We start from the raw sequence: 768 nt of genomic DNA, 5'->3' as shown, positions 1-768 counted from the left end.
TATTTGATTCAAGAGAAGAAGTTTGCGACGAAAACGATCAATCTCCATAGCGCTGCGATTCGCTTTCTGTTTGCGGTCACCCTGGATCGGCCTCTTAACTACCTCCAAGTGCCCCGGATGAAGAATCAGAAGAATCTTCCTGTCCTCTTGTCGCGCGCAGAAGTGTTTTCTCTGTTCGAACACTGCTCCACCCTCAAGCATAGGGCCATGCTCATGGTCATCTATAGCGCGGGCCTGCGGGTGAGCGAAGCAACGATGCTGAAAACTCACCATATCGATTCCAAGGCCATGCGTGTGCTTGTCGCCTGTGGCAAGGGCGGCAAGGCACGCTATACGTTGCTGTCCGAGACTTGTCTCCTCGATTTGCGGGCGTACTGGCGCGTCTACCGCCCCAACCATCCCGAAGGGTGGCTCTTCCCCGGCACGCGCAAGGTCACGCCCGTCACATCCAGAAGCATCCAACAGGTGTTCGATGAAGCACGCAAGCGGGCAGGCATTACCAAGCCGGTTTCGATTCACTCTCTTCGTCACGCCTTTGCCACTCATCTGCTCGAAGATGGCGCAACCTTGCTGCAGGTAAAAGAATTGCTGGGCCACGCGAGTATCCAAACCACCACGATTTATCTGCATCTCGCCCATTTAACGGCGGGTCTGAAGAGTCCACTTGATAACTGGCCTATCGTCTCTCAACTGGAGGGCGATACCCGTGATTGAGTTGCAGGATGTGTTCCGTCACTATGGGGAAGCGTACCGTCTCCACCATCCGCA

At 54.8% G+C, this 768-nt stretch carries 1 protein-coding gene; it reads left to right on the top strand.

Features of this window, described 5'->3' with window-relative positions; translation table 11 throughout:
- The coding region (locus E6C55_RS33250; RefSeq protein WP_136374118.1) for a tyrosine-type recombinase/integrase at positions 1 to 714 on the top strand (714 nt) is incomplete at its 5' end.
- Between the last annotated feature and the right edge of the window lie 54 nt (positions 715 to 768).

The sequence above is a fragment of the Cohnella fermenti genome (assembly GCF_004801405.1).
Classification (GTDB): Bacteria; Bacillota; Bacilli; order Paenibacillales; family Paenibacillaceae; genus Cohnella; species Cohnella fermenti.
The sequence above is the reverse complement of the archived record's forward strand: the minus strand, read 5'-3'. Positions and strand labels throughout refer to the sequence as shown.